Raw genomic sequence first — 20,159 nt, 5'->3', positions numbered from 1 at the left:
TTTGCCAGATCGATGCCTATCGTCGTAATCTGCATGATGACGCTCCCCTCGGTTCAAGTGGTTGCTCGACACTTCCACTTTGGCACATTGATGCCGTTACGAGTGGGGGCGTCCATCCCATTGGGTATGACGCACCCACCTTCACGCTTATGCCCGTCGGATCTACGTCGCATCGCTCCGTGCAAGTATTGGGCTTTGGCAATATCGGCTGCCTCACCCCGATACGACGCCTCATCCGCTTCCTGTTCGTCAGGCCAGCGCTTTGCCTCGGACTTCCTCCAGACCCCCAGTCGCCCGGGGAACCCTTGCCTCTGGCTAACACTTCCCCTTGCCGGGTGTGTAGGGGACTTTCACCCCCAAGTGAGTGCGCCCTGCCGGGCGCACCGATGAAAAAAGGGCGCCCGAGGGCGCCCTTCGTCCATCCCGACCGCAGCCTTGCAGCGGTCGTCAGTTGGTCCGCGAATTGTGCTTCTGCAGATACGCGATCAGGCCGTCGATCCCGCCCGTCGCGAGCTGGCTCTTGAACTGGCCCTGGTAGACCTGGATCAGCCACGCACCCGACATGTCGATGTCGTAGATCTTCCAGTCGTTGCCGACCTTGCCGAGACGATAGCCGACCGACTGGCTGTCGCCCGGCGTCGTCACCGTCGACTGCACCAGCGCATCGGCGCCCGACGCGCCGCCGGCCTTGAACGAGAACTTCGCGTCCTGGCCGCCGAGCTGCGCGAGCGACGCGGCATAGGTGCGCGTCATCAGCAACCGGAACTGCTTGTACAGCTCCTGCTGCTGTTGCGGCGTGGCCTGCTTCCACGCGTCGCCGACCGCGATGCGGGTCGTGCGCTCGAAGTTGGTCACGGGCAGGAAGCGCTGCTCGACGACCTGCGTGATCTTCGCCATGTCGCCGCCGCGCGCGGCCGGATCGGCCTTCATCGCGTTGACGGTACCCTCGACCGCCGTGCGGACGACATCGACCGGCGCGCTCTGCGCGAAAGCGGAAACCGACACGGCGGCCGCCGCGACGAAAGCAAACAGATGACGTTTCATACGAATTTCGCACTCGATGGGAAAAAACGGCCGGCTCTTTGCATCGGCCGGTGGAGCAAAGTATACCGGGCCTGACGCCCCGTTGCCGCCCGGTGACCGACTGTTACCTTTCAGCGCCGTTTGTCACAAGCGCGCGGCGGCGTGGCGGCGCAGCGCCGCGCCGATTATGTAAATATCCCCATACAAATGGACCGGCCGCGCGATCCGATTCCAACGTCGCGAGCAAATATCCTTCCCGCCCCGAATCTCCCCAACGTCACGACCGTCGCCGCCCCGCGCCGGTATACTTGGCTACTTTGCCCTTGCCAGCCGCTCCCCACCGCCACATGGTGACATCTCTCATCGTCCGACTCGTTGCGTGGTCGGTGCGCCGCCCCGTCTGGGTCGTCGTCCTGTCGCTCGTCATCGCCGCCTTCAGCGGCGTCTACGTCGCGCAGCATTTCAAGATCAACACCGACATCAGCAAGCTCGTCGATGCGGAGCCGCAATGGGCCGCGCTCGGGCAAGCCGTCGACAAGGCGTTCCCGCAACGCAACGGCACGATCCTCGCGGTCGTCGAGGCGCCCGCGCCCGAATTCGCGACGGCCGCCGCGCACGCGCTGACCGAAGCGCTGCAGAAGGACGCCGCCGCCGGCCGCATCGGCCCGGTCGCCGAGCCGGGCGGCGGACCGTTCTTCGAGCACAACGGGCTGCTGTTCCTGTCGCCGCAGGACGTCACCGATACGACCGCGCAGCTCGCGAGCGCGCGCCCGCTCGTCAACGAACTCGCGAAGAACCCGAGCCTCACCGGGCTCGCCACCACGCTGTCCACCACGCTCGGCCAGCCGCTCCTGACCGGCCAGGTGAAGCTGCCCGCGATGGCGAAGCTGCTCGCGCGCAGCGCCGCGACGGTCGACGACGTGCTGGCCGGCAAGCCGGCCGCGTTCTCGTGGCGCGCGCTGGTCGACAACGATGCCGCGCGGCAGCCCGCGCGCGCGTTCGTCACCGTGCAGCCGGTGGTCAACTACGGCGCGCTGAAGGCCGGCGCGGCGACGAGCCAGGTGATCCGCGACGCGGCCCGGTCGCTCGACCTCGAAAAGCGCTACGGCGCGGCCGTGCGCCTGACCGGCGAACAGCCGCTCGCCGACGACGAATTCGCGTCGGTCGAAGACGGCGCCGCGCTCAACGGCGTGCTCACGCTGCTCGCCGTGCTCGTGATCCTGTGGCTCGCGCTGCGCTCGAAGCGGATGATCGGCTCGGTGCTCGTCACGCTGTTCGTCGGCCTCGTCGTGACGGCCGCGCTCGGCCTCGCGATGGTCGGCTCGCTGAACATGATCTCGGTCGCGTTCATGGTGCTGTTCGTCGGCCTCGGCGTCGATTTCTCGATCCAGTACGGCGTGAAGTACCGCGAGGAACGCTTCCGCGATTCGCGCATCGATCACGCGCTGATCGGCGCCGCGCACTCGATGGGCATGCCGCTCGCGCTGGCCACCGCGGCCGTCGCGGCGAGCTTCTTCTCGTTCATCCCCACCGCGTATCGCGGCGTGTCCGAGCTCGGGCTGATCGCGGGCGTCGGGATGTTCGTCGCGCTGCTGACCACGCTCACGCTGCTGCCCGCGCTGCTGCGCCTGTTCGCGCCGCCGGGCGAATCGAAGACGCCGGGCTTTCCGTGGCTCGCGCCGGTCGACGATTATCTCGATCGCCACCGCAAGCCGATCCTGATCGGCACGCTCGCGGTCGTGATCGGCGCGCTGCCACTGCTCGCGTTCCTGCATTTCGACTTCAACCCGCTGCACCTGAAAGATCCGAACAGCGAATCGATGGCGACGCTGCTCGCGCTGAAGGATTCGCCGGAAGCCGCCGTCAACGACGTCACGCTGCTCGCGCCGTCGCTCGCGCAAGCCGATGCGGCCGCGAAGCGCCTCGACGCGCTGCCCGAAGTCGGCCGCACGACCACGCTGTCGACCTTCATCCCCGCCGACCAGCCGGCCAAGCGCGCGGCGATCGCCGCGGCCGCGAGCGAGCTGCTGCCCGCGCTGACGCAGCCGGCCGCGCCGCCCGCGACCGACGCGCAACGCGTGGCCGCGCTCAAGCGCGTGTCGGATCTGCTGAGCTATGCAGCCGAAGATCACCCCGGCCCGGGCGCCGCCGCCGCGCAGCACCTGTCCGCGTCGCTCGCGAAGCTCGCCGCCGCCGACAGCGCGACGCGCGACCGTGCCGAACGCGCGTTCTCCGATACGCTGCGCATCGCGCTCAACCAGCTCGCTTCGCTGCTGCAGCCGCAGGACATCACGCGCGAATCGCTGCCGCCGCAAGTCGTGCGCGACTGGGTCGCACCGGACGGCCACGCGCTCGTGCAGATCTCGCCGAAGGTGCCGAAGGGCGTCGACCCGAACGACGACACGATGCTGCGCCGTTTCGCCAAGGCCGTGAAGGCCGCGGAACCGGGCGCGACCGGCGGGCCGATCTCGATCCTGCATTCGGCCGACACGATCATCAACGCGTTCCTGCATGCGGCGCTGTGGTCGATCATCTCGATCACGATCCTGCTGTGGGTCACGTTGCGCCGCTTCGGCGACGTGCTGCGCACGCTGGTGCCGCTGCTCGTGTCGGGCATCGTGACGCTCGAGATGTGCGTCGTGCTCGGCATGTCGCTGAACTTCGCGAACATCATCGCGCTGCCGCTGATGCTCGGCGTCGGCGTCGCGTTCAAGGTGTATTTCGTGATGGCGTGGCGCGCGGGACAGACGGGGCTGCTGCATTCGAGCCTCACGCATGCCGTGCTGTTCAGCGCCGCGACGACGGCGACCGCCTTCGGCAGCCTGTGGCTGTCGCATCATCCGGGCACGTCGAGCATGGGCAAGCTGCTCGCGCTGGCCCTGACCTGTACGCTGATCGGCGCCGTGGTGTTCCAGCCCGTCCTGATGGGCAAACCGCGCGTCAAACGCGCCAAGAACCAATCGCAAGGAATCAATGAATAAGGTGCGAATCATTGCGGCGACCGTCGCCGCCAGCGCGATGCTGACCGGCTGCGCGACGGGACCGAACCGCAATCCCAACGACCCGCTCGAGCCGATGAACCGGGCGATGTACAAGTTCAACGACACGGTCGACACGAACATCGCCCAGCCGATCGCGAAGGGCTACCAGAAAGTCACGCCGACGCCGGTACGCACCGCGATCAGCAACTTCTTCTCGAACCTCGGCGATCTCGGCAACATGGCGAACAACCTGCTGCAGTTGCGCATCACCGATGCGACGCAGGATCTGATGCGCGTGGCGATGAACTCGGTGTTCGGCGTCGCCGGCCTGATCGACATCGCGACGCCGGCCGGGCTGCCGAAGCATCACCAGGATTTCGGGCTGACGATGGCGCGCTGGGGCATGCCGTCCGGCCCGTATCTCGTGCTGCCCGTGTTCGGGCCGAGCACGATCCGCGACGGCGTCGGCCGCGCGGTGGACGTGCGCTTCAACCTGCTGAACTACATCGAGCCGGCCGCGCGCAATCCGATGTACATCGCGCAGTTCATCAGCGCGCGTTCGGACCTGCTCGGCGCGACCGACCTGCTGAAGCAGGCCGCGCTCGATCCGTATTCGTTCGTGCGCGACGCGTACCTGCAGCAGCGCAAGTCGCTCACGTACCACGGCCAGTCGGCATCGGCCGCGGCGCCGAACTATGCGGAGCCGGGTGAAGCAGGCGCGGTGCCGGCGGCTACGCCGACCATGCCGGGCGGCTTGCCGAACTACGAGGATCCGGGCGAGTCGGGCGGCGCATCGGGCGCCACGCCGAACAACGCACCGGCCGCGCCGGGATTGCCGCAGTACGAGGATCCGGGTGCGGATAGTGCGATGCCCGCGAGCGCGCCGGCGGCTGCATCGGTCCCGGCATCGTCGGGCGCCACGACGGCGCCGGCCGCCAACGGCGCGCCGATCGCGCCGGCGATGCCGACGCTGCCCGCGAGCAATCCGGCCGCGCAGTAACGCCACCACGGCGACCGCGCAAGAACAAAGCGCGCTGCATCATGCAGCGCTCTTTTTTTGTCCGCGCAAAACGCGAAGAGGGGAGAAAAAGCGGCGCGCGCCGCTCAAACGATCCGCATCGCGCCCGCCCGCTCGAACGCGTGGCGCGCCTGGATCAGCGTCGTGCGCGCCGCGCGCGCATCGCTGGCGACCTGCAGCAGCGGGCCGAGCTGCGACGGCTGCTTCAGCAGTTCGCGCAGGATCGGCAGGATCGCCGTGCTGCCGTCGTCGCGCAGGCCGGCCGTCGCCGCACGCGGCAGCGTGCGCCACGCCGGATCGACGATCGCGCGGCACACCGCGAACGGCACGCCGCGCGCGGCCGCGAAGGCCGCCGCGATGTGCGACTCCATGTCGACGGCCAGCGCGCCCTTCGCGTGATGCAGCGACGCCTTGTCCTGTTCGTTGACGACCGGCGCGCCGACGGCCGCCATCGTGCCGCGCGTGACGCGCGCCCACACCGGCGTGTCTTGCAGCGCGGCGACGAGCCGCGCGCTCCAGCCCGCATCGGTCTCCACGCGGCCGAACGGCCCGTCGATCGCGTTCGCGATCACGAGCGCACCGGGCGCGAGATCGGGCGCGAGGCCGCCCGCCGTGCCGAAGCTCACGATACCCGCGCAACCGTGCGCGGTCGCATCGGCGAGCGCGCGCTCGAGCCGGTCGGCCCGCGCGGCGAACACCGCTTCGACGCCGTCACCGCGCGCGATGCGCGCCTCGAACGCCATCCCCGTCACCGCGATGACGGGCAATGCGCCGTTGTGCTGCGTCGTCGCCACGCGTTACATCCCGACCGTCACGCGCGTCGCGTTCGCGCGCTTCAGGTTGCGGTAGCGCGCGAGCGCCCACAGCGGGAAGAACTTGCGATAGCCGTGGTAGCGCAGGTAGAACACGCGTGGGAAGCCCGTCGCGGTGAAGCGCGTCTCGTCCCACAGGCCTTCTTCGTTCTGCTGGGCAACCAGGTAGTCGACGCCGCGCGCCACGGCCGGGTTGTTCACTTCGCCGGCCGCCATCAGGCCGAGCAGCGCCCAGGCCGTCTGCGACGCCGTGCTCGGCGCCTGCTCGTAACCGCGGTAGTTCAGCTTGTAGCTGTCGCCGTCCTCGCCCCAGCCGCCGTCCTTGTTCTGGATCGACAGCAGCCACTGCGCGCCGCGCTTCATGCGCGGGTCGTCCGGCGTCAGGCCGGCCGCGTTCAGCGAGCACAGCGCGGTCCACGTGCCGTACACGTAGTTCATCCCCCAGCGGCCGTACCAGCTGCCGTCCGGCTCCTGCTCCTTCAGCATGTAGTCGAGCGCGCGGCGGGCCGGCTCGCTGTTCAGCGGCGTCTCGCCGAGCTGCGACAGCATCGACAGGCAGCGCCCCGACACGTCGGCCGTCGGCGGATCGAGCAGCGCGCCGTGATCGGAGAACGGAATGTTGTTCAGGTAGTACTGCGTGTTTTCCGGTTCGAACGCGCCCCAGCCGCCGTCGCTGCTCTGCATGCCGACGACCCATTCGCGCGCCCGCGCCGTCGATTCGCGATACGTGTCCGATTGCGTGAGCTTTTGCGCGCGATCCATCGCCATCACGACCACGGCCGTATCGTCGACGTCCGGGTAGTGCGCGTTCGCGTACTGGAACGCCCAGCCGCCGGGCCGCACGTTCGGGCGGCGCGAGATCCAGTCGCCGCGCACGTCGAGAATCTGCAGCGGGCGCAGCCATTCGAGGCCGCGCAGCACGGCTTCCTGCGCACGCGCATCGCCGGTTTCGAGCAGCGCATGCGCGGCGAGCGACGTGTCCCACACCGGCGACAGGCACGGCTGGCAATACGCTTCATCGTCGTGCACGACGAGCAGCTTCTCGACCGACTTGCGCGCGATCGCGCGGTTCGGATGATCTTCCGCATAGCCGAGCGCGGCGTACATCATCACCGAGTTGGCCATCGCCGGATAGATCGCACCGAGGCCGTCCTCGCCGTTCAGGCGCTCGTCGACGAACGACACGGCCTGGCGGATCGCGCGTTCGCGCGTGTAGCTCGGGAACAGCCCGTCGACCGCGCGCAGCGCATGGTCGACCACGCGGAAGAACGCGAACCAGCCCGGGCTCTGATGCCCCTGGCGCGGCAGCAGCCCGGCGTTGACCGGCGGGTCGATGAACAGCTCGTCGATGCGCACGCCGCGCGGGTTCTTCGCAAGCGGTCGCTTCGCGTTCAGCACGAGCAGCGGCACGATCACGGTGCGCGCCCAGTACGACACCTTCGACAGGTGGAACGGGAACCACTGCGGCAGCAGCATGATCTCGACCGGCATCATCGGCACCGCGCGCCACGGAATCGCACCGTACAGCGCGAGCTGGATGCGCGTGAACACGTTCGACATCTCGGCGCCGCCCATCGCGTGGATCGCGCGGCGCGCGCGCTGCATGTGCTCGGCATTCTCATCGTCGCCGATCACCTTCAGCGCGAAGTAGGCCTTCACGCTCGCGCTGATGTTCGGCGCACCGTCTGTGAACAGCGGCCAGCCGCCGTCGGCCTGCTGGATGCGGCGCAGATACTTGCCGATCTTCTGTTCGAGCTCGAGGTTCGGCGTCTCGCCAAGATAGTGGACGAGCAGCACGTATTCGGCGGGAATCGTCGAATCCGCCTCGAGTTCGTAGACCCAGTGGCCGTCCGCTTGCTGCGCGGCCAGCAGCGCGTCGGTCGCCCGCGCGACGGCCGCGTCGACGCCGGCCGGCACGGCGCCGGCGGACAAGGTAGCCATTTCGGTGAGATCGTTCATCGGTCCCTCTCTTTATTGCGTCTGGAGCACGTCCGCGGCCAGCTGGCCGGAACGGATCGCGCCCTCGATCGTGGCGGGCAAGCCGGTGGCAATCCAGTCGCCCGCCAGTACAAGATTGGTCCAGCGCGTACGCACGGCCGGACGTTTCATTTCCTGCGACGGCACCGCCGCAAAGCCCGCGCGCGGCTCGACGACGAGCTGCCACGCGGGAATGGTTTCCGGGTTCGCGCCGGTCACGCGCGCGACGTCTTCCCAGATGCGCCGCGCGAGCGTGTCGCGCGGCATGTCGAGCCAGCGGCCCGCATCGCGGATCGTCGCCGCGAGCTGGCCGTCGCCGCTCCGCACCGCATCGACGACGCCGTTGACGACGGTCGTCTGCAGCGGATGGCCGGCCGACGCTTCGACCGCGAAATACGCGGTCACGACCGCGCTGAACGTGTCGGGCGCGGCGAGTTCCGGCACGAGCGGCTGCGCGACCTCGGGCGGCACGGCCAGCACGACCGCGTCGCCCGGCGCGAGATCGATGCGCTCGCCGCCGATCGACACCGCATCGACCGCGTTGCCGTGCGCGCCGAACTCGAACGCGTCGAGCCGCGAATTCAGGCGGATCTGCGCGCCGCCGTACTGCAGCATCCGCAGCGCCGGTTCGACGAACGCGCTGCCGAGCCCGCGGCGCGCGACGCGCGGACGGCAACCGGGGCCGCCCGCGGCGAACGTGCCGCACAGCGCGGCGCGCGCGAGCTCGGCGCTCGCGTGGCGCGGCTCGATATTCAGTACCCCGAGGAAGTACGGCCGCAGCCAGCGATCCCACAGCACGCCGTCGCATCGCATCGTCTGCGCGAGCGAGCGGCCCGTGCGGGCGAGCGCGAGCGGCGCAAGCGCGAGGTAGTCGAGCGGCGTCGTGCCCGGCGCGCGCGACGCGGCATCGAACAGCCACGACGGCCAGCGGCCGTTGCCGAAGCGCAGCGTCCAGCGCTGTTGCGACGCGATGTCCATCACCGGGAATTCAGCCAGCGCGGGCCCGGCGAGCTGATCGGCCGCGCCGATCGCGCGCAGGTAGCGCTGCGTCGCCGGCTGTCCCGCGAAAACCGTGTGCAGCCCGCTGTCGAGCGTCGTGTTCAGCGTCCCGTCGAACCACGACCGGCAGCGGCCGCCGGCGTGCGCATGCGCATCGTGCAGCACGATGCGCCGCCCGCGCCGTTGCAGCTCGACCGCGGCCGACAAGCCCGCGAGTCCTGCGCCGATCACATGGACGGTTCTGGGCATCGCGTCGGTCGACTCAGAACAGCGCGTAGCGCGCGGCGATCATCAGCATGCGCGCCTTCGGCTTGCGCAGCGGGGCGCGCGGCGCGGCAAAGCCGCGTGCGATCGCGGCCTCGAGAATGCAGCGATACGCGCCCGACATGATGCGCGGCGCCTTCACCTGCGCACGCGGGCAGGTGTCCATCACCGCGTCGGCCTGGCGGAAGTGCTCGAGCGCGCGCTCGACGAGCGTCGCGCACACGCGCGGCAGCGCCGGATCGCGCACGATCGTCGCCGGATCGGTGATCGCGATGCCTTCGCGCGCGAGCAGTTCGCGCGGCAGGTAGCAGCGGTTGATCGCCGCGTCGTCGTCGATGTCGCGCAGGATGTTCGTCAGTTGCAGCGCGCGGCCGAGGTGATGCGACAGCGTGATCCCTTCGGCTTCCGGCATCCCGAAAATCCTCACCGACAGCCGGCCGGCCGCGCTCGCGACGCGGTCGCAGAAGAGGTCGAGCGTCGGCTCGTCGGGCGCGCAGATGTCTTCCGCCGCGTCCATCGCCATCCCGTCGATCATCGCGTGGAAATCGTCGCGCTGCAGGTTGAACGCGCGGATCTCGCGATCGAGCGCGGCCAGGTGGCGCGGCGGGCGACCGGCGAAGCATGCGTCGATGTCCGCGCGCCAGCGATCGAGGCCCGCGTTGCGCTCGGCGCGCGGCAGGTCGCTGTCGGCGATGTCGTCGACCGCGCGGCAAAACGCGTAGACCTGGAACATCGCATCGCGCTGCACGGCCGGCAGGATGCGCATCGCCAGATAGAAAGAACTGCCCGATGTGACGGCAGCGGCGTCGGTTTCTTGTTCGTCCACGACGGAATGGGAAACGGCCAAGACGAGCTCCACGGAGACACCCACGCGGGGCGATTGAAGAAGCCATGCCCGGCTGGGATGGTCAGGGCGTCGAATGCGTGCGAGATATGCGAACGATCGACGCAGACAGGCACAAATTACCGGCCGGAAGCCGGAATTGGCCGAAAGTATAGCAATCTTTGAAGTTCGATGGCGGACACGCGCCCTGTCTGGCGGGGCGTTCAGCGCTGTCGGGAGGCCCGCACAGCCGGCCTGGGCGAACCGGCGCCGCGCGGTGCGTCAGCCGTAGACGATGTCGCGCTGCAGATCGAGCGCGATGAGTCCCATTTCGCGCGTGAGCTGCAGCATCGAGCGGCGCTCGAGGCGCGAGCCCATGAAGCTCGTCACGCGGCCGTCGGGCTCGGCGGTGAACTGGAAAACCGCGCCGCCGGTGCCGAACCACGCGCCCGGCACGTCGGGCGATTCCTGCCAGTCGATCTGCTCGAACACGCGCGCGATGCCCGCCCGCACCAGGTCGCCCGGGCCGATCGGCGGCGCGATGTCGCCCAGGTCGTCGAGCGAATAGGGGCCGGGTTTGTTCGGCTTCCGATAGAAGAGATAGTCGACGTTCATGGGGCGCAATTGCAGGTAAAGCAACAAATTAGCGCGCTTCGGCACAAATTCAAATCGGATCCCGACGAAATGTGGCCTGCGCGACACAAAGGGACGGATCGTTGCCGGCATCGAAACGCGCCGCGCGATCGCGTCTCGATGCCGGCCGGTTCGTCTAAGATGACACCTTTCCCGCAAAAAATACGGACACCATGGAGACGCACGACACCGCCACCCCGCAGGCCGATCATCCCGTTTTCGTGCTCGTGCACGGCGCGTGGCATGGCGCGTGGTGCTACGCCCACGTCGCGGCCGCGCTGGCCGCGCGCGGTTACCTGTCGATCGCGCGCGACCTGCCCGCGCACGGCATCCATGCCCGCTTTCCCGCGTCGTATCTCGCCCGGCCGCTCGACCAGGACGCGTTCGGCGCCGAGCCGTCGCCGGTCGCGAACACCACGCTCGACGAATACGCGACGCAGGTGATGCAGGCCGTCGACGACGCGTACGCGCTCGGCCGCGGCAAGGTCGTGCTGGTCGGGCACAGCATGGGCGGCCTCGCGATCACGGCGGCCGCCGAACGCGCGCCGGAGAAGATCGCGAAGATCGTCTATCTCGCGGCGTTCATGCCCGCGTCGGGCGTGCCGGGCCTCGACTACGTGCGCGCGCCGGAAAACCAGGGCGAGCTGCTCGGCCCCCTGATGCTCGCGAGCCCGCGTGTGGCTGGTGCGCTGCGCGTCGATCCGCACAGCGGCGACGCCGCATATCGCGAACTGATGAAGCGCGCGCTGTACGAAGACGTGCCGCAGGCCGATTTCGATGCGGTCGCGAACCTGATGAGCTGCGACGTGCCGGCCGCGCCGTTCGCGACCGCGATCCCGACGACCGCCGCCCGTTGGGGCGCGCTCGACCGTCACTACATCAAGTGCCTGCAGGATCGCGTGATCCTGCCCGCGCTGCAGCAGCGCTTCATCGACGAAGCCGACGCGTTCGCACCCGGCAACCCGACCCACGTGCACCAGCTCGACAGCAGCCACTCGCCGTTCGTGTCGCAGCCGGCCGTGCTGGCCGGCGTGCTCGCCGACATCGCGAAGGGTTGAGCAGGGCGGGCGCGGCCCGTCACGCGTACGCGACCGACCGATCGCGCCCGAGCCGCTTCGCGCGATAGAGCGCGGCGTCGGCCTCGTTGACGAGCACGTCGCAGGTCAGCGCGCCGGCTTTCGCGCACGCGCCGCCGACGCTCGCCGTGACCGGCACGCTGACGCCCTCGGCGTCGACCGGCAGGCTGCCGATCGCGTCGCGCACCTTGTCGGCCACCCGCATCGCCTCGTCGAGATTCGTGCACGGCAGCAGCAGCGCGAATTCCTCGCCGCCGAACCGGCCGAACGTATCCTGTCCGCGCACGATCGACGCGACGCGGCGCGCGGTTTCGCGCAGCACGGCGTCGCCCGCCGCATGCCCGAAGCGGTCGTTGATCGTCTTGAAGTGGTCGAGATCGAACAGCAGCACCGACAGGTCGCCGCCGTAGCGCTGCCAGCGCGCGAATTCGTCGCCGAGCCGCGCCTCGAAGAAGCGCCGGTTCGCGATGCCGGTCAGCCCGTCGCGATTCGCGTGTTCGCGCAGCTTCGCGACCGCTTCCTCGCGCTCCCGTTGCATCACGCTCACATGCGTGACGTCCGAGATCGTCACGCACACGGCCTCGACGTCGCGGCCGCGCGTGAGCGGCATGAACGTGCAGTCCTGCTGCATGTAGTCGACGCCGCCCGTGATCGGCCGGTCGTGCTCGAAGCGAAACAGGTAGGGCCGCTGCTCCCACGAACTGAACGCGAAGCTGCCGAGCTGGAACACGCTCTCGAGCTTGCGCGACAGCCACGCGTGCGGCAGGTCCGGAAAGCAGTCGAACAGGTTGCGGCCGATCACGTCGGCGGCCGGGATGCCGCTGTGGTCCTGCATGAAGCGATTCCACATCAGGACGGTCATCGAACGGTCGAGCACGAACAGGCCGAAGCCGACCCGCTCGATCACGAGGTCGCTCAGCGACGGGGCGGCGGCCGTCATAGCGCGGACAGCAACGCGTCGAGCGCGTCGCCCATCAGCCGGATCGAATCCTCGGCCATCAGCATCACGAAATGCGCGCGGAACGTGTGGTCCTCGAGCCCGAAGTTCACCTCCAGCAGCAGCGCGACGCTCCACCCGAGCTCGTTCGGCTGGAACACGTCGTCGAACGACACGTTCGCGCCGAGCAGACCCGGCGGAAAGAACACGGGCTTGCGGCCGAGTTCGTCGAGGATCGACGCGACGCACGCGCCCATCAGCACGTTGGCGACGTCGAACACGAGCTCGTCCGGCGTCGCCATCCCGCCGTACACGCCGTCGCCGAACGTGCGGTCGACGACCGACATGAGCCGCGCGACGCCCGCCGTGCGGCACAGCACGATCGCCTCGCCCTTGATGTCGGAACGGAAGCCCTGGCGCACGGCGGTCACGTTGTCGTGGATGCCCGTCATCTCGCGCAGCGCGTCGCCCGCGTCGGCCGCTTTCACGACGCGCACGCGCGGCACCGACAGCTCGATGAAATGCCCGAGCAGCAACGCCAGCCGCGCGGCGGCGCGGCCCATTGCAAGGTTGGCGATCTCCTGCAACGCGTCGCGTTGCTCCGCCGTGAACACCGATTCAGGCATACAACCCATACTCCTTGAGAATGGGCAGCAATGCCTCCGACGTCACGGGCTTGGCAACGAATGCGATCGCGCCCAATTCACGCACGCGTGCTTGCGCCTGCGGCTGGATATCGGCGGATACCACGATCACGAACGTGTTCAGATCTTCGTGGCGCAGTGTTTCCAGGACCTGATATCCGCTCATGTCGGGCATCGTCAGGTCCAGAAACATCACGGAAGCTTTGCCGTCACGATAGAGCGCCAAGGCCTCGCGACCATTCGCCGCATACGCGACGTCAACGTCCCAGTCTCCCGGCAGCGCCTTTGTCAGAAGTTTGCGAGCGAGCAGCGAATCGTCGGCAATTACAATCGGCAAAGGCATGGGGCGATGCGGTATACGGAATGGTCTCTCTCGCGTTAACGACCGCGCGGCGCACTTCTTTAGTGCCATGCGTTTCGGGCGCGGGCAACCGCCTTGCGGCCGCGCACGGGCGCCGCGACGCAGATGCGCGCGACGCACCGCGCGGCATCGCCGGCGGGCGCATATATCTGTCATAGGGAAAGCAAGGCGCGATTCTCGGAGTAAACCGGAGGCGATGCAACTCGCCATTTTCACCATTTCGAACAGAATCGATCCGATCGCGGGCCATTCCGAAAACAGCCGCGACCATTTTCGAGATAAGCACGCAAAATTTTTCCTTGTGTACGTTTGCGCTGCCGGATTCGTCGCGTTTTCAATCTGACGGTTTACCGCTGTCACATACGACGGGATGACGCCCGTACGGCGCCGCGCGGCGGGCCGTCGCAACTCGTTTATGATGGCAGACACCTCTGCCTCACCCGCTTTCCTCGATGACGTCCGAACGGCCTGCCGACTCCCGCGCCCCCGCCCCCCCTCCCGCCGACGACTGGCAGGACGACGGCAGCTACGCGTCCGGCGCACCGGAGCACGATTTCGCGGTGCGCCGCGTCACGCTGATCGTGCTGCTCGTCGCGGCGATCGTGCTGCCGTGCATCTACGTGGTGGTGATGGCGTACAACGACCTGAAGGCGCGCGAGGCCGCCGCGAGCGACGTGACGATGCGCACCGTGCGCGTCGCCGAGGAGCATGCGCTCAAGGTGTTCGACCTGAGCGAAACGCTCGATGCGCGCATCGTCGACCTCGTGCAGGACATGGACGACGCGACCGTGCGCAGCAGGGAATCCGACATCCACGAAGCGCTGAACACGATCGGCGGCGGTTATCCGCAGGTGGCGGCCGTGTCGATCTTCGGCGCGAGCGGGATGCTGCTCGCCAACAGCCTCTACTATCCGGCGCCGTACGCGTCGATCGCGAACCGCGACGACTTCGCCGGCATTCGCGACGGCAAGGTCATCGAACACATCTCGCGGCTGATGATGGGGCCGCTCAAGCTCGAGAACATCCCCGTGTTCAACACGGGCGTCGCGCGGCGCCATAGCGACGGTTCGTTCGCCGGCATGGTGTCGATCGCGCTGAAGTCGTCGTATTTCAACGCGTTCTACCGCGACCTGCTCGGCGGCGCGAGCACGCCGATGACGATGGCGCTCGCGCGCTCGGACGGCGCGGTGATCGCGTCGTATCCGCCGCCGCCGTCGCTCGCGCACACCGATCGCTCGATCACGTTCGGCAATGCGCGCAACGATCCGCGCGCCGGCGTCGTGCGCGTGCGCCACGACGGCGCGAGCAGCGAGATCGTCGCGTATCGCCAGGTCGGCAGCTATCCCGTCTACGTGAGCTGCGCGTACCGCACGTCGGCGATCTGGCATGAATGGTACGAACACCTGAGCGTGCTGTTCCTCTCGATGTTCGCGCCGTCGGTCGCGCTGTGGTCCGTGATCTGGCTGTCGCTCAAGCGGCTGAAGGCGGAAGAAGAGGCGTGGGACCGCTGGCAGGCCGAAGCGTCGATGCGGCGCTCGATCGAATCGGCGTACCGGCAGTCGCGCAAGATGCAGGCGCTCGGCAATCTCGTCGGCAGTGTCGCGCACGACTTCAACAACCTGCTGATGATCATCTCGAGCAACGTGCAGATCGCGCGGCGGCGCGGCGTCCAGCATCTCGACAAGGAGCTCGGCGCGATCGAACGCGCGCTGAAGAACGGGCAGTCGCTCACGCGCCAGCTGCTCGGCGTCGCGCGCAAGCAGCCGCTGCACAACGAGACGATCGACGTCGGGCAATGGGTCGGCACGTGCCGCGAACTGCTGAAGACGTCGCTCGGGTCGAAGTCGTCGCTGGTCGTCGCGATCGAGCCGGGCGTCTGGCCGATCCGCGTGGACGTCGCGGAGCTCGAGCTCGCGGTGATCAACCTCGCGGTCAACGCACGCGATGCGATGGCAACCGGCGGACGCTTCACGGTCGGTGCGCGCAACGTCACGCTGCGCCGCGAGGACGGCTTCCCGCTGACCGGCGACTTCGTGCAGATCTCGCTCGACGACACGGGTTCGGGCATGGCGCCCGACGTGCTCGCCCGCGCGTTCGAGCCGCTGTTCACGACGAAGGCGCAGGGGATGGGGACGGGGCTCGGCCTGCCCCAGGTATTCGCGTTCTGCGAACGCTCGGGCGGCCTCGCGACGATCGACAGCGCGGTCGGCGCGGGTACCTCGGTGCGTCTGTACCTGCCGCGCGCGCGCGCCGAGGATGTCGTCGCGCGGCCGGCGGCCGTCGCGCACGATGCGGGGAGCGGCGCGCTCGCCGGCCTGCACGTGCTGCTCGTCGAGGACAACGGCGAAGTCGCGGCCGGCACGGAGGCGCTGCTGTCGCTGCTCGGTCATCGCGTGACCTATGCGCCGACTGCCGACGACGCGTTGCGCCTGATCGAAGGCGCCGCCGCGAACGATGCGTTCGATCTCGTGATTTCGGACATCCACATGCCGGGCCGCCTGAACGGCATCGATCTCGCCGAAGCGATCGAGAAGCGGCCGGGGAAACTGCCCGTGATTCTCGTCACGGGTTATGCGGAGGAACTCGACCGCACGCGCACCGTCAACGTCCGCGTGCTGTCGAAGCCGTTCGACATCGCGCTGCTCGACGAGATCCTGCTCGGCATCCGCGAAGCGCGCGACGCACGCCACGCCGGCGCGTGACCCGCTGCGGGCGGGCCGGCGCCGGCGGCGTGAACGGGGGTGGCGATCAGGCCGGCGACATCACGCCGACTTCAGCAGGCGCACCCAGCTCGCGTAGCGATCGACGAAGCCTTGCAGGAACTTGCGCGTGTCCTCGCTGACGATCTGCCCCTGGTCGTCGATGCGCGCCGGATCGTGCTTGATGAACATCTCCGGCTGACCGAGCGTCTTCACGTCGAGGTACGCGAGCACGTTGCGCAGGTGCTGCTGCGCGAGCGCGGTTCCCACCGCGCCCGGCGACGTGCCGAGCACCGCGCCCGGCTTGCCCGACCAGGAGTTGGAACCCCACGGGCGCGAACCCCAGTCGAGCGCATTCTTCAACACGCCCGGAATCGACCGGTTGTACTCGGGCGTGACGAACAGCAGCGCGTCGGCGGCTTCGATCGACTGCTTGAAGCGTTTCGCGACGTCCGGGAAATCCGCGTCGTAGTCCTGGCTGTACAACGGCAGCTCGCCGATCTCGACGAACTCGAACGAGAAATCGGCGGGGGCGAGCGAGATCACGGCGTGCGCGAGCGCACGGTTCGTCGACGCGCGACGCAGGCTGCCGACGACGACCGCAATACGATAGGACATGGCATTCTCCTTCCGGTGAGTGAGGAATCGGATCGATTGCTTCCGAATGAGCGACAAAGGTCTGTTTATAGGCAAGCCAGCCCGCGAGCCGTCCCACGGGGCCGTCCGGCCGACTTTCCACAAGGTTTTCCACAGAAATTGTGGATAACTCGACCGTTATGTTCCGACGTTACAGATTGCCCGCCGCGTGTCGGCGTCGACGCGCGCGACGGGGTTCGGCAAGCATAGCGCAGCGCGGCGACCGGCTTCGTGAAATCGTGACGGAACATTGCGTTGCAGGCCGGCACCGCGCCCAGTAAGCTGCTCGCACCGCGACGCGCCCGCTCCGTGACGCACGCGCGGTCGCCTCGAGACACTGCCACCCAGACATGCCGTCCGCATACGACGACCCCACCTATCTCGCGCAACTGCGGCGCGACCTGCTGCGCTTCGCGCGACTCCAGCTCCGCGACGCCGACGCGGCCGAAGACGCCGTGCAGGAAGCGCTGGCCGCCGCGTGGTCGCATGCCGGCGATTTCGCCGGACAGTCGGCCCACAAGACCTGGGTGTTCGGCATCCTGCGCAACAAGTTGATCGACGTGCTGCGCGCACGGCAGCGGATGGTGAGCCTGACCGCGCTCGATGCGGAGCTCGACGGCGAATCCGTGCTCGATCGCGAACTGTTCAAGGACAACGGTCACTGGGCCGCGCATGCGAAACCGCGTCCGTGGCCGAAGCCCGAAACGCTGTTGCAGCAGCAGCAATTCTGGACGCTGTTCCAGGCGTGCCTCGACCATCTGCCGGAGCAGATCGGACGCGTGTTCATGATGCGCGAATTCCTCGATGTCGAAATCGTGGACATCTGCAGTGAATTGACGTTGACGACGAATCATTGCAGCGTGCTGCTGTATCGGGCGCGCACGCGCCTGCGAACCTGCCTGAGCGAAAAAGGACTGACGACCGAAGATGCTGCCGGGGAAATGTACTGACGTGACGCGACTGCTGTCGGATGCGCTCGATCGGCGTCTGACGCTGCACGAGCGCCTGCAGGTGCGCGTGCATCTGCCGACCTGCAGCGGATGCCGCGCCTATCGCGGACAGCTCGCGCTGTTGCGGACGGCGGCGAAAGCGGCGGCGGGGCGGGAGCCGGACGGTGACGATGGATCGTCCGGTGGGGGCTAGGCGTCGCGGTGCCTGCCGACGCATCGTTCCGGTGGTGGCTGGCGGGTGCGGCCCGGCGAGCGCGTCGGCGTGGATTGCCGTTGCGCGTGCCGGGCTGGAGCGCGTCGATGCAATAAGAAAAATACGCGCGGCAAGAATTATTCGAACAGCGCCTTCACCGACTCGGGCGGGCGACCGATAGCCGCCTTGCCGCGATACACGACGATGGGGCGTTGCAGCAGAACCGGATGAGCGACGATCGCTGCGTAGGCTTCGGCGTCGGTCAGATCCGCGCGGGCCAGATTCAACGCCTTGTACGGCTCCTCACCGTCGCGCAGCATGTCGCGGACCGGGCGGCCGAGCTGCTTGTGCAGCGTGTCCAGTTCCTCGACAGTCGGCGGCGTCTTCAGGTACTCGACGACATTCAGCGGCGCGCCGGCGGTATTCAGCGACTCGACCAACGCAAGCGTCTCGCGGGACTTCGAGCATCGGGGGTTGTGGTAGATCGTGATCATTGTTCAAGGCAGGAGGGGTGAGGCCTGTATTGTAGCGAGTCTGCATCGAGGGGCCTGATGGGGGGCAATCGAGATCGGTGTGGGGTTCCTCTTGATAGGTCGCTGAGGCGGTTTCGGTTTAGCGATACGCAGTGATCGCGAGAGGGGAGTGTCCTGTGTTCGGCGGGAGACGCGTCGAAGAGTGGTTGTTTATGCGCATAAAGTCGGGCGGGTTGCTTCGCGAGGCCGAGGACCGGCGCAGCCGATGTCTCGTGAGGGCTGTCTCGGGTGACGAAAGGGGTACGCGATTGCGGAACACGCCGGGTAGGTTTATGCGCATAAAGCGCGCGATTGCCGGGCGAGGTACAGCGTGGCTCGTGGCATGGACGTACGTCGACACGCAACGGCACTACGCGATGGCTATATCGATAGACCGTCGTCCCCGACATGACGTCGTTGCCCGCCTGACTCAGGCATAGTCTCTGCCAACGGCCCTTCGTTGCGGCCCATCGTTGCCTCTGGTTTATGCGCATAAACACTACGGCCCGGCAGGACATTGCCTCCATGCACATCCATTCAACGACGCACCTCGTGATCTACGCACCTGACTACGACGCGCAACTCACGCCGGTGGCTCGCGAGCGAATGCCATGCGCTCTAGCGACGAAGCCCGTCGATCGGCCTCCGCAGTCTTTATGCGCACAAACTCGCGGCTCGTCCCGCGAAAGGGGAGAGCGTCGAGATATCTCTGCCACGAACGGCCCCGACGATACGCCCGTGAAGACGTAATCCTGAGCACCGCATCGATCACTCGGCATCAGCCGCTTCCTCTTCACCACACCGTCCAAACGAGCCATCGAACATCCACCGCTCGTTTATGCGCATAAACCGATAGTCCGAATGGCCAACGCGTAGTTGTCGAACGACAATTTCATTGAAATTCAAATATCGTACTGTAGAATTCCAACGACCAAAACAGGAGTGAAAATTGGCCGCGGAAATCATTGCAGTCACTCAACAAAAAGGTGGCGTCGGCAAAAGCACGATTGCCATGCATCTCGGCGCCGCGTTCCATGAAAAAGGGAAGCGCGTCCTCGTCATCGACGCAGACCGTCAAAACACGCTCGTTCACTGGTCGAGCGCATCCGGCGACAGCGACAACGGCATCCCGTTTCCGGTCGTCAACCTTGCCGAGGCCGACGGCCAGATCCATCGCGAGATCAAGAAGTTCATCAACGACTACGACATCATCGTCGTGGACTGCCCGCCGTCGATCACCGAGAAAGTCTCCGGTGTCGTCCTGCTGGCCGCGTCGATTGCCGTGATTCCGACGTCGTCGTCGCCGGCCGACTACTGGTCGAGCGTCGGGCTGGTCAAACTGATTCAGCAGGCGCAGGTGATGAACGAAGACCTCCGCGCGGTCTTCCTGCTGAACAAGACCGAAGAGAAGCGCATGCTGACCCGTGAGCTCAAGCGTGCGCTCGAGGAACTCGGCTTCCCGCTGCTGAAGACGCAGATTCCGACTCGGGAAGCGTACAAGCAGGCGATGGCGCTCGGTCAGACCGTGCTGCAGATGAACGATCGTGGCGGCAAGCTGGCCGCCGCCGAAATTCGCGCATGCGCCGACGAAATCGTCGCCATGCTGCCCTGACTTTATGCG

18 protein-coding genes are annotated in these 20,159 nt (G+C 67.5%); 7 read left to right on the top strand and 11 right to left on the bottom strand.

Annotation, left to right across the window (positions count from 1 at the left end; genetic code table 11):
* Positions 1-447: 447 nt before the first annotated feature.
* Positions 448-1,044: an ABC transporter substrate-binding protein gene (locus MMB92_RS29940; RefSeq protein WP_125332577.1), complete on the bottom strand. Its 597-nt coding sequence runs from the start codon at positions 1,042-1,044 to the stop codon at positions 448-450.
* A 326-nt stretch (positions 1,045-1,370) separates the two neighbouring features.
* Here MMB92_RS29940 and MMB92_RS29935 point away from each other — a divergent pair, with 326 nt between their 5' ends.
* Both MMB92_RS29935 and MMB92_RS29930 read left to right on the top strand, forming a co-directional pair.
* Positions 1,371-4,004: an MMPL family transporter gene (locus MMB92_RS29935; RefSeq protein WP_012493652.1), complete on the top strand. Its 2,634-nt coding sequence runs from the start codon at positions 1,371-1,373 to the stop codon at positions 4,002-4,004.
* A complete protein-coding gene (locus tag MMB92_RS29930) occupies positions 3,997-5,004 on the top strand; it encodes a VacJ family lipoprotein (protein ID WP_062910155.1) in 1,008 nt (335 codons plus the stop codon). Before MMB92_RS29935 ends, MMB92_RS29930 begins: the two co-directional genes overlap by 8 nt.
* Positions 5,005-5,108: 104 nt before the next feature.
* On the opposite strand, the gene MMB92_RS29925 is transcribed toward MMB92_RS29930, so the two are convergent.
* The 5 genes from MMB92_RS29925 to MMB92_RS29905 form a co-directional block, all read right to left on the bottom strand.
* Positions 5,109-5,816, bottom strand: a complete 708-nt coding sequence (locus tag MMB92_RS29925; protein ID WP_080403554.1) for a phosphorylase — start codon at positions 5,814-5,816, stop codon at positions 5,109-5,111.
* A gap of 3 nt (positions 5,817-5,819) precedes the next feature.
* A complete protein-coding gene (shc, locus tag MMB92_RS29920) occupies positions 5,820-7,793 on the bottom strand; it encodes a squalene--hopene cyclase (RefSeq protein ID WP_125332574.1) in 1,974 nt (657 codons plus the stop codon).
* A 12-nt stretch (positions 7,794-7,805) separates the two neighbouring features.
* On the bottom strand, positions 7,806-9,059 hold the full coding sequence (hpnE, locus tag MMB92_RS29915; RefSeq protein ID WP_012493654.1) for a hydroxysqualene dehydroxylase HpnE: 1,254 nt from the start codon (positions 9,057-9,059) through the stop codon (positions 7,806-7,808).
* Between the two features lie 13 nt (positions 9,060-9,072).
* Positions 9,073-9,921, bottom strand: coding sequence for a presqualene diphosphate synthase HpnD (gene hpnD / locus MMB92_RS29910; protein WP_006485179.1), 849 nt, complete (start codon positions 9,919-9,921; stop codon positions 9,073-9,075).
* A gap of 258 nt (positions 9,922-10,179) precedes the next feature.
* Positions 10,180-10,512 (bottom strand): hypothetical protein, encoded by a 333-nt coding sequence (locus MMB92_RS29905; RefSeq protein ID WP_006480205.1) that lies wholly within the window; start codon positions 10,510-10,512, stop codon positions 10,180-10,182.
* Positions 10,513-10,703: 191 nt separating this feature from the next.
* Here MMB92_RS29905 and MMB92_RS29900 point away from each other — a divergent pair, with 191 nt between their 5' ends.
* Positions 10,704-11,588: an alpha/beta fold hydrolase gene (locus MMB92_RS29900; RefSeq protein WP_006485162.1), complete on the top strand. Its 885-nt coding sequence runs from the start codon at positions 10,704-10,706 to the stop codon at positions 11,586-11,588.
* Positions 11,589-11,607: 19 nt separating this feature from the next.
* Here MMB92_RS29900 and MMB92_RS29895 read toward each other — a convergent pair whose 3' ends face one another.
* From MMB92_RS29895 to MMB92_RS29885, 3 genes are read right to left on the bottom strand one after another with little or no spacing between them, the layout of a single operon-like run.
* A complete protein-coding gene (locus tag MMB92_RS29895) occupies positions 11,608-12,546 on the bottom strand; it encodes a diguanylate cyclase (RefSeq protein ID WP_006485173.1) in 939 nt (312 codons plus the stop codon).
* A complete protein-coding gene (locus tag MMB92_RS29890; RefSeq protein WP_006496234.1) occupies positions 12,543-13,169 on the bottom strand; it encodes a chemotaxis protein CheC in 627 nt (208 codons plus the stop codon). Before MMB92_RS29890 ends, MMB92_RS29895 begins: the two co-directional genes overlap by 4 nt.
* Positions 13,162-13,530, bottom strand: a complete 369-nt coding sequence (locus MMB92_RS29885) for a response regulator (protein WP_011548759.1) — start codon at positions 13,528-13,530, stop codon at positions 13,162-13,164. The genes MMB92_RS29890 and MMB92_RS29885 overlap by 8 nt, the downstream gene beginning before the upstream one ends.
* Positions 13,531-14,000: 470 nt before the next feature.
* On the opposite strand from MMB92_RS29885, the gene MMB92_RS29880 reads away from it, so the two are divergent.
* Positions 14,001-16,250: a hybrid sensor histidine kinase/response regulator gene (locus MMB92_RS29880; RefSeq protein WP_012493655.1), complete on the top strand. Its 2,250-nt coding sequence runs from the start codon at positions 14,001-14,003 to the stop codon at positions 16,248-16,250.
* Between the two features lie 60 nt (positions 16,251-16,310).
* Here MMB92_RS29880 and MMB92_RS29875 read toward each other — a convergent pair whose 3' ends face one another.
* A complete protein-coding gene (locus MMB92_RS29875) occupies positions 16,311-16,865 on the bottom strand; it encodes an NAD(P)H-dependent oxidoreductase (RefSeq protein ID WP_006485152.1) in 555 nt (184 codons plus the stop codon).
* 368 nt (positions 16,866-17,233) lie between these two features.
* On the opposite strand from MMB92_RS29875, the gene MMB92_RS29870 reads away from it, so the two are divergent.
* Both MMB92_RS29870 and MMB92_RS29865 read left to right on the top strand, forming a co-directional pair.
* Entirely contained in the window at positions 17,234-17,833 is a 600-nt protein-coding gene (locus MMB92_RS29870; RefSeq protein ID WP_006496230.1) for an RNA polymerase factor sigma-70, read from the top strand.
* Entirely contained in the window at positions 17,811-18,026 is a 216-nt protein-coding gene (locus tag MMB92_RS29865; protein WP_048984705.1) for a zf-HC2 domain-containing protein, read from the top strand. The genes MMB92_RS29870 and MMB92_RS29865 overlap by 23 nt, the downstream gene beginning before the upstream one ends.
* Before the next feature lie 137 nt (positions 18,027-18,163).
* Here MMB92_RS29865 and arsC read toward each other — a convergent pair whose 3' ends face one another.
* Positions 18,164-18,520 carry an arsenate reductase (glutaredoxin) gene (gene arsC, locus MMB92_RS29860; protein WP_048984707.1) on the bottom strand — a complete coding sequence of 119 codons (357 nt, stop codon included), beginning with the start codon at positions 18,518-18,520 and terminating at the stop codon, positions 18,164-18,166.
* A 967-nt stretch (positions 18,521-19,487) separates the two neighbouring features.
* Here arsC and parA point away from each other — a divergent pair.
* Positions 19,488-20,150 carry a ParA family partition ATPase gene (gene parA, locus MMB92_RS29855; protein WP_006480195.1) on the top strand — a complete coding sequence of 221 codons (663 nt, stop codon included), beginning with the start codon at positions 19,488-19,490 and terminating at the stop codon, positions 20,148-20,150.
* Positions 20,151-20,159 lie beyond the last annotated feature (9 nt).

The organism is Burkholderia sp. IO2, assembly GCF_029522185.1.
GTDB lineage: Bacteria > Pseudomonadota > Gammaproteobacteria > Burkholderiales > Burkholderiaceae > Burkholderia > Burkholderia cenocepacia.
This window is presented reverse-complemented; position numbering and strand designations above follow the sequence as displayed.

What these genes read in the sequence shown, in the direction of transcription:
- MMB92_RS29940 (WP_125332577.1), bottom strand. Translation starts at nt 1,044, where the DNA reads ATGAAACGTCATCTGTTTGCTTTCGTCGCGGCGGCCGCCGTGTCGGTT.
- MMB92_RS29935 (WP_012493652.1), top strand. Translation starts at nt 1,371, where the DNA reads ATGGTGACATCTCTCATCGTCCGACTCGTTGCGTGGTCGGTGCGCCGC.
- MMB92_RS29930 (WP_062910155.1), top strand. Translation starts at nt 3,997, where the DNA reads ATGAATAAGGTGCGAATCATTGCGGCGACCGTCGCCGCCAGCGCGATG.
- shc (WP_125332574.1), bottom strand. Translation starts at nt 7,793, where the DNA reads ATGAACGATCTCACCGAAATGGCTACCTTGTCCGCCGGCGCCGTGCCG.
- hpnE (WP_012493654.1), bottom strand. Translation starts at nt 9,059, where the DNA reads ATGCCCAGAACCGTCCATGTGATCGGCGCAGGACTCGCGGGCTTGTCG.
- MMB92_RS29905 (WP_006480205.1), bottom strand. Translation starts at nt 10,512, where the DNA reads ATGAACGTCGACTATCTCTTCTATCGGAAGCCGAACAAACCCGGCCCC.
- MMB92_RS29900 (WP_006485162.1), top strand. Translation starts at nt 10,704, where the DNA reads ATGGAGACGCACGACACCGCCACCCCGCAGGCCGATCATCCCGTTTTC.
- MMB92_RS29895 (WP_006485173.1), bottom strand. Translation starts at nt 12,546, where the DNA reads ATGACGGCCGCCGCCCCGTCGCTGAGCGACCTCGTGATCGAGCGGGTC.
- MMB92_RS29890 (WP_006496234.1), bottom strand. Translation starts at nt 13,169, where the DNA reads ATGCCTGAATCGGTGTTCACGGCGGAGCAACGCGACGCGTTGCAGGAG.
- MMB92_RS29885 (WP_011548759.1), bottom strand. Translation starts at nt 13,530, where the DNA reads ATGCCTTTGCCGATTGTAATTGCCGACGATTCGCTGCTCGCTCGCAAA.
- MMB92_RS29880 (WP_012493655.1), top strand. Translation starts at nt 14,001, where the DNA reads ATGACGTCCGAACGGCCTGCCGACTCCCGCGCCCCCGCCCCCCCTCCC.
- MMB92_RS29875 (WP_006485152.1), bottom strand. Translation starts at nt 16,865, where the DNA reads ATGTCCTATCGTATTGCGGTCGTCGTCGGCAGCCTGCGTCGCGCGTCG.
- MMB92_RS29870 (WP_006496230.1), top strand. Translation starts at nt 17,234, where the DNA reads ATGCCGTCCGCATACGACGACCCCACCTATCTCGCGCAACTGCGGCGC.
- MMB92_RS29865 (WP_048984705.1), top strand. Translation starts at nt 17,811, where the DNA reads ATGCTGCCGGGGAAATGTACTGACGTGACGCGACTGCTGTCGGATGCG.
- arsC (WP_048984707.1), bottom strand. Translation starts at nt 18,520, where the DNA reads ATGATCACGATCTACCACAACCCCCGATGCTCGAAGTCCCGCGAGACG.